The sequence below is a fragment of the Lysinibacillus sp. NPDC093216 genome (genome assembly GCF_050280325.1).
Taxonomy (GTDB): domain Bacteria; phylum Bacillota; class Bacilli; order Bacillales_A; family Planococcaceae; genus Lysinibacillus.
Genome location: NZ_JBNNVB010000006.1, coordinates 65388 through 73545 on the forward strand (window position 1 = coordinate 65388; position 8158 = coordinate 73545).

Sequence of the window (8158 nt, forward strand, 5' to 3'; positions counted from 1 at the left end):
AGTGGCAAGAACAATTTAGAGTCTTCAACTAGAAAAGACTGTGCAAGAAATTTATGCACAGTCTTCTTTATATTATTTTTTCAGATGGCTATCTAAGAATTTTAGCATTGCAGTGTAAAATTCGATACTGTTTTCTTCATTACGGAAACCATGGCCTTCATTATCCTTCACCATGTATTCCACATCAACACCTCTTGCACGTAATGCTTCAACGATTTGATCAGATTCAGCTTTGTTTACACGTGGATCATTTGCACCTTGAGCTACAAATAGCGGTGTTTTAATTTTATCCACATGGAAGACAGGTGAAGCTGCTGTTAATAGCTCCTTATCTTTTTCAGGATGCCCTACACGCTCATAAAGCATTTCACGCATTGTTTCCCAATATGGAGGGATTGTATTTAATAGTGTAAAGATATTCGATACACCTACGTAATCAACTGCTGCTGCATATAGATCTGGTGTATAAGTGATACCTGCTAATGTTGCATAACCTCCAAAGGATGCACCATAAATTCCGATGCGTTTAGGGTCTGCAATGCCTTGGTCGATTGCCCATTGTACGCCATCTGTAATATCATCCTGAATTTTCAGACCCCATTGCTTATTACCAGCTTCAAGGAATTTTTTACCGTATCCTACGGAAGAACGGAAATTGACTTGTAGTACTGCATAACCACGATTTGCTAGTAATTGCACCTCAGGATTAAAGCCCCACATATCACGTGCCCATGGTCCACCGTGTGGATTGACGATAAGTGGCAGATTTTTAGCCTCTTTGTTTTTCGGTAAAGTTAAATAACCGTTAATTGTTAGACCGTCTCGACTTTTATATGAAATTGGGTGCATTTCTGAAAGCTCCTCTTGTTTTAACCAAGGGCTTAATGTTGCCATTTCTGTTATTTCATCTGTTGTTGAATCGTAGTAATAATATTTTCCGAAAACAGTGTCACTAGAAACGTTAACAATGAATTTTGTCATTTCTTTATTGTAATCATTAATGCTTAATTCACTTTCTTGAACACCTAATTTGTTTTGAATTTTACGGAATATTTTTTCAAAGTCCTCGTCAAAGAATTGATAGTGTCCTTTATCTGTTATATATGCACCGTATAATAATTTATCTTTCTCAGAATTATATAATACACCCATTACATCCACTTCTGAGTTGGACATAATTACTTCCTCATTTCCTTCTAAATCATATTTCACTACTTCTACTTTATCTCTTCCTTTATTAGTAGTTGCAAAAATATGTTTATTGTCTTTAGAGAAAGCAAGTGGCATTACTTCATCTCCTGCTTTCATTTCAATAAATGGTTTGAATTCATCTTTCTCTGAGTCACGGTAAAGGACTGTTCCTTCTACACCATCTGAAGCAACTGCCATACGTACATTTCCATCATGATCTGCTAACCAACTTGAAATATTACCTGGGTTTTTCGCAACATGATTAGTTTCTCCAGTCTTCACATTAAGCTTGTACACATCAAAGACTTTTGCATCTTCTTTATTCATCGTAATAAGGATTTCGTCTTTAACGCCCTGTAAATCACTTAATAACCCAACTGTTACGTTCGGATATGGCGTTAAATCCTTTTCCTCATTACCATTAAATGTTGTTGAATAAATGTGGAAGTTTTCATCGCCACCTTTATCCTTTACATATAGTAAATTATCATCTTTCCAGAAGGATCCACCAATATCGCGATCTGTTGAACTAGATACGCGTACTGGCTCACTATCATCATTCATTTTCTTTACGAACACATTTGAACGATTTTCCCATGCAGATTTATAAGTAATGTAATTACCATCTGGTGAAAGCTGATAGCCGGCGTTTCCTGGGTGTTTCATGAAATCTTCGACAGAAATTTCTTTCACACCTTCATTATTGCCGACACCGTTTTTCACATTTTTAGCATTGTTCAAGATTTTAACCGCATCTTGTTTAGAAATCGTTTCACTAGCTGACAGACCGTTAAATAAACCAAGCTTATTTGCTTTTTCTTGATACTCAGCTAGTGTTGCTTCTTTTTCTTCTTTATTTAAAGCTCTTATTAAAATACGTGCCGCTTCATCACGTTTTATATTGATACTTAAATCTTTTAATTCTTCTCCCTTTACCCATTGATCAATGATTTGCTGACGCATTGTCTCTGATCCGTGTTGGAATGTTAGAGCTGTTACAGTTAAATCTAAAAATTCTTTAGCAGATAGACGTTCCTCTTTTACTTCTACTTGACTACTAGTTTCATTGGCAGCGCGCACTTCCTGCATAGAAACTGGAATGACTGCAGATGACGTTAAAATAACCGCTAATGATGCTGATAAAAACCTTTTTTTCAAAATGATTCCCCCTTATATCAGTACGCATTACGCATATTGTAAATACAATGAAATTATACCAACTTTAGCACTTTTGTCAATTATTGGTTCAGATGAAAAAGACTGCGCAAGAAACTTACTTCCTGCACAGTCTTCTTTCCTATTATTTTTTTAGATGGCTATCTAAGAATTTTAGCATTGTATTATAAAATTCAATGCGGTTTTCTTCATTCTGGAAACCATGTCCTTCATTATCTTTCACCATGTATTCCACATCAACGCCTCTTGCACGTAATGCTTCAACGATTTGATCAGATTCTGCCTTATTTACACGTGGATCATTTGCACCTTGAGCTACAAATAACGGTGTTTTAATTTTATCTACATGGAAGACAGGTGAAACAGCTGTTAATAGCTCTTTATCTTCTTCTGGATGTCCCACGCGCTGATAAAGTTGGTTACGCAATGTATCCCAATACGGAGGGATTGTATTTATAAATGTAAAGATGTTGGATACACCTACATAGTCCACTGCTGCAGCATATAGATCTGGAGTGTAAGTGATCCCAGCTAAAGTTGCATAACCTCCAAATGATGCACCGTAAATTCCGATGCGTTTAGGGTCTGCAATGCCTTGGTCGATTGCCCATTGTACACCATCTGTAATATCATCTTGAATTTTTAGACCCCATTGTTTATTACCAGCCTCTAAAAATTCTTTTCCATAGCCAGTTGAAGAACGGAAATTCACTTGTAGTACCGCATAACCACGATTTGCTAGTAATTGCACCTCATTATTAAAGCCCCACATATCACGTGCCCATGGTCCACCGTGTGGATTAACGATAAGTGGCAGATTTTTAGCCTCTTTGTTTTTCGGTAAAGTTAAATAACCGTTAATTGTTAGACCGTCTCGACTTTTATATGAAATTGGGTGCATTTCTGCAAGCTCCTCTGGGTTTAACCAAGGGCTTAGTGTTGCCATTTCAGTCATTTCATCTGTCGTTGAATCGTAGTAATAATATTTTCCGAAAACAGTGTCACTAGAAACACTAACAATGAATTTTGTCATTTCTTTGTTGTAATCATAAATGGCCATTTCATTTTCTTGAACACCTAATTTATTTTGAATTTTACGGAATAGTTTTTCGAAGTCTTCGTCAAAGAATTGATAATGAATCTTATCTGATACATATGTACCATACAATACTTTATCTTTCTCAGAACTATATAATACACCCATTACATCCACTTCTGGATTGGACATAATTACTTCTTCATTGCCTTCTAAATCATATTTAACTACTTCTACTTTATCTCTTCCTTTATTAGATTTCACCAAAATATGTTTATTGTCTTTAGTGAAACCAAGTGGCATTACTTGATCTCCATCTTCTATTTCAATAAATGGCTTGAATTCATCTTTCTCTGAATCACGATAAAGAACAGTGCCTACTACACCATCTGAAGCAACTGCCATACGTACATTTCCATTACGGTCTGCTAACCAGCTCGTAATATTACCTGGGTTTTTCGCAACATGTGTAGTTTCTCCAGTCTTCACATTAAGCTTGTACACATCAAAGACTTTCACATCTTCTTTATTCATCATAATAAGGATTTCATCTTTAACACCCTGTAAGTTACTTAATACCCCAACTGTTACATTCGGATAAGGTGTTAAATCCTTTTCCTCATTACCATTAAAAGATGTTGAATAAATGTGGTGGTTTTCATCGCCACCTTTATCTTTTACATATAGTAAATTATCATCTTTCCAGAATAATCCCCCGATATCACGATCCGTTGAATTGGATACACGTACTGGCTCACTATCGTCATTCATTTTTTTCACGAAAACGTTTAATCGATTTTCCCATGCAGAAGCATAAGTAATGTAATTGCCATCTGGTGAAAGTTCATAGCCCATGTTTCCTGGATTTTTCATAAAATCTTCTACGGAAATCTCTTTCACACCTTCATTATTGCCGACACCTTTTTTCACATTTTTAGCATTGTTCAAGATTTTAACCGCATCTTGTTTAGAAATCGTTTCACTAGCTGACAGACCATTAAATAAACCTAGTTTATTAGCTTTTTCTTGATATTCAGCAAGTGTTGCTTCTTTTTCCTCTTTATTTAAAGCTCTTACTAAAATACGTGCTGCTTCATCACGTTTAATATGTACACTTAAATCTTTTAATTCTTCACCTTTTACCCATTGATCAATGATTTGCTGACGCATTGTCTCTGATCCATGTTGGAATGTTAAAGCTGTTACAGCTAAATTTAGAAACTCCTTAGCAGATAAACGTTCCTCTTTTACTTCTACTTGACTGCTAGTTTCATTGGCAGCGCGCACTTCCTGCATAGATACAGGGATAACCGCAGATGACGTTAAAATAACCGCTAATGATGCTGATAAAAATCTCTTTTTCAAAATGATTCCTCCTTATATCAGTTCGTGTTATATCGTTAGTCGATATAATTGAATTATAACAATTTTATCTTTATTGTCAATTATTGATAATAATTAAACATATTTGACTTTTAAACCAATAAAAAAAGTGAACTGCAATGAGCTCACTTTTTGAATATAATCAATTATGCCTCGGCATAATTAATTAGGCCACCTTACATTCATCTCACCACCTATAGAGGAGGGAGACTTCTGTAACTGCCGTTTCACTTTCGTTACAAAAAATATTTGTAACTGCCATTTCACTTACATTATATAAGGCATCTGATGTTAAAATTTCCGACTCGCTCCTCCACCAGCAGATGAGCCGCCTCCGAATCCGCCAAAACCACCGCCCCTAGAGCCGCCACCTCCAAAACCACCTGGAAAACCACCCGGAAAACCGCCACGTCTACCAGAACGAGGCCCTCCTCCTCTACCATTGGAAATAAACGTATAAATAATAAGTACGATGATAACAATTAAAATAATCATCCACGTTGGCATTTCTTCATCAGCTGTATTTGCAGGCACCTCTCCATCCCAATTATACTCTTGCGCGACAGTTTGAAATACTTCAGCGTACGTTGCTTTAAATGCCTTATTAATGTCTCCAGCACGTGCATCTGGATAAAACGCTGTATCTAAAATGCGCCCCAACTTGCCATCAGGTAATGCTCCTTCGAGACCTTGACCTACAGCAATAACGACATCATTATTGCCATCGCCCTGCCCAAATGTTGCTAAAATTAAAACACCATTATTTTTTTGCGCATCGCCAATACCCCATGAACGAATCATTTTTGTTGCATACATTTTTGGTTCTTCTCCGTTAATAGTATCTACCGTTACGACCATAATTTCAGCACCTGTACCTTTGTCTAGCTGCTCTGAATAACGATTGAGTTCTTCCTTTACGGATGTTGATAAAACATTAGCAAAATCATGAATATACGTATTTTTCATCGGTGTCGGCATTGCGGCATCTGCCATTCTTATAGATAGAATAAACATGACGCTAACAATAGCAAGTTGGAATATCAACCGTTTCATTATTGTTTACCTGAACTGCCAAAATCTATAGATGGTGCCTTTTCAGCACCCGCAGCTGCTTTAAAGTATTCTTTCTGTTCAAAACCAAACATCCCTGCAATAAGATTGCCCGGGAAACGTTTAACCGTTTTATTAAAAGTCTGCACTTCATTGTTGTAGTCTTCTCGAGCCACTGCTAAACGATTTTCTGTCCCAGCTAATTCATCCATTAATTGACGGAAATTTGCATCTGCCTTTAAATTTGGATAATTTTCTACGACTACTAGTAATCGACCAAGTGCTCCGTTTAATGCATCATTGGCAACCGCCTGTTCCTTTGGACTTTGCGCACTTCCCATTTGTGCACGTGCCTCTGTAATGCTAGCGATCACTTCTTTCTCATGTTTAGCATAACCTTTTACAGATTCTACTAAGTTCGGAATCAAATCGTAGCGACGTTGTAGCTGATTTTCAACCTGCGCCCATTTCGAATCTACGCTTTCCTCGGCCGTTACTAGACTATTGTATTTTGGAATAAATAGTAAGGCCAATACAACTAAAATAATAACGATTATTCCTACAGGTCCAAATATTTTTTTCAATTCTAAAACCTCCTTCGCTTTCTTTTAGCTATCATCCATGTTTTGGCGATAAGCCTTTCTTTTTTCTTACCACTAATGTGCAGCAAAAAAACATCTCTATTCTACATATATGCAAATGCATTAATACCGTATGAAATTTGTCTAACGTGCCATACTTAATACTGTAACAAACTATGATATTTAGGAGGCGCTTTTTTTGACACAATCGTTTCAAAACGAATCATCAAACCAAACATCATTCAACCAACAACAAAGCCTAAATCATGGTGGACATGAGCAAATGGACTTGCATGAAACAATCGGTGCAATCATTGCTTGTATGAATCAATCCATTGTTTTACGTCCACAGGTTAAGGACACAGAGTTGCTTAGTATTTTGGATCGCCAATATAATTTCACATTAGGTATGTATAACACTATTGTGGAATCTTATAACACAGGTCATGATCCGACTGTTCCTACAGGTCGCTATCAAATGGAGACAGGAAATAATTTTAAATATGGAATTAATCCTGGCCAACCTAAAAAGCCGATGCAAAATGCAAGTGAACTCAATGATGAATGTATTTCTGGCTTCTTACTTGGCGCTCAAAAAGGTGTGGCAAAAGGTATGACTGCAGCAGCAACAGAAACTACAAACCCTGTTGTTCGTCGTGTTATTGCAGATAGTATTCCCAACTGCATTGAAATGGCATACGAATTATCTATTTACCAAAATATGCATGGCTACTATCAAGTACCTCAATTTTCTCAACAAGATATGCAAACGATGCTTAACGCATACGGCACTACAACAAATCCCCTTCATTAATGATAAAAAACAAGAGCAGCCCCATCTGTGGTCACTATCACACGGGGCTGCTCTTGTTTAAAGGATTTTAAAACTTTTCCTAATGCTGTAGATGCCCAAAAAGCTCTTCCCGCGTCCCCTCTTCGCCAATATAGCCATCATTCATAAAGACAATACGATCTCTTTCTAAAAATAAAACAGTGCGAATCATAACTGAAAATAGCACCAGAAATAAATGTTTATACATTCATTTCTGGTGCTATTTTTAGATTATTTGCAAAAAAAAAAGAATCCCCTCAGATAGGATTCTTTTTTTCGACTAGTATAACTAGTCTTCACGTACAGTATGTTCACTAAAAAATAATTTGGAGTTGTTGCTTTTTTGAAGGTTTGAAAGAAACAAATACGGGAATAATGCCTACTAGGCAATATTTCCATTATTTTTCCTTCTCTTTTCCCCACTAAGCAGGCTGCTAAACTACTTATTAGGAGAATTGAGTTATAAAAGTAAATCAAATAATCAGTAAAATGGCGCCCTCGGAGGGAATCGAACCCCCAGTGCAAGAACCGGAATCTTACGTGTTATCCATTACACCACGAGGGCAATTAAACAAAAAAAAAAGTACTCACCCTAGGCTTTACGAAAAGCATGATGTAGATAACCCTCATTTGAAGCATACCTGACAAAATAGTGTACTGTACTTTAACTTATGTGACCTTATCAATTATACAAACGTATTGCCCATATTTCAACTATAGAATGCAAAACATTTTAACTTTTTTTATTTTGATTCATTAAGTGTCAAAATACCTATAAAAAAAAGATAATCCTCTGACGGATGTCATGGATTTTGAATTGCGCGGACACACTTTAAATTCTAGACATACTGTTTATCTGCGTGAGAGCGAGGCGTTCGCGGTATTTTTTATCTGCGTGGAAGCGAAGCG

The 8158-nt window shown here is 36.6% G+C and carries 5 protein-coding genes and 1 tRNA gene; 1 reads left to right on the forward strand and 5 read right to left on the reverse strand.

From position 1 onward, the window contains the following. Window positions 1-72: 72 nt before the first annotated feature. The 4 genes from ACQKOG_RS09190 to ACQKOG_RS09205 form a co-directional block, all read right to left on the reverse strand. Window positions 73-2349, reverse strand: coding sequence for a S9 family peptidase (locus ACQKOG_RS09190; RefSeq protein ID WP_427446115.1), 2277 nt, complete (start codon window positions 2347-2349; stop codon window positions 73-75). Window positions 2350-2491: 142 nt separating this feature from the next. Further along, the gene (locus ACQKOG_RS09195) at window positions 2492-4768 is read right to left on the reverse strand and encodes a S9 family peptidase (protein ID WP_402871014.1); all 2277 of its coding nucleotides are present in this window, start codon (window positions 4766-4768) and stop codon (window positions 2492-2494) included. 309 nt (window positions 4769-5077) lie between these two features. After that, a complete protein-coding gene (locus ACQKOG_RS09200) occupies window positions 5078-5839 on the reverse strand; it encodes a TPM domain-containing protein (RefSeq protein ID WP_402871011.1) in 762 nt (253 codons plus the stop codon). Then, window positions 5839-6420 (reverse strand): LemA family protein, encoded by a 582-nt coding sequence (locus tag ACQKOG_RS09205; protein WP_427446118.1) that lies wholly within the window; start codon window positions 6418-6420, stop codon window positions 5839-5841. The genes ACQKOG_RS09200 and ACQKOG_RS09205 overlap by 1 nt, the downstream gene beginning before the upstream one ends. 196 nt (window positions 6421-6616) lie before the next feature. Between ACQKOG_RS09205 and ACQKOG_RS09210 the strand changes: the two genes are divergently transcribed. Further along, window positions 6617-7231, forward strand: a complete 615-nt coding sequence (locus ACQKOG_RS09210) for a spore coat protein (protein ID WP_370081843.1) — start codon at window positions 6617-6619, stop codon at window positions 7229-7231. Window positions 7232-7739: 508 nt separating this feature from the next. On the opposite strand, the gene ACQKOG_RS09215 is transcribed toward ACQKOG_RS09210, so the two are convergent. Then, window positions 7740-7814: transfer RNA gene (locus ACQKOG_RS09215), tRNA-Arg, on the reverse strand. Window positions 7815-8158: the final 344 nt, after the last annotated feature.

Coding starts and splice junctions, on each gene's coding strand:
- ACQKOG_RS09200 (WP_402871011.1), bottom strand. CDS start 5,839: ATGAAACGGTTGATATTCCAACTTGCTATTGTTAGCGTCATGTTTATT.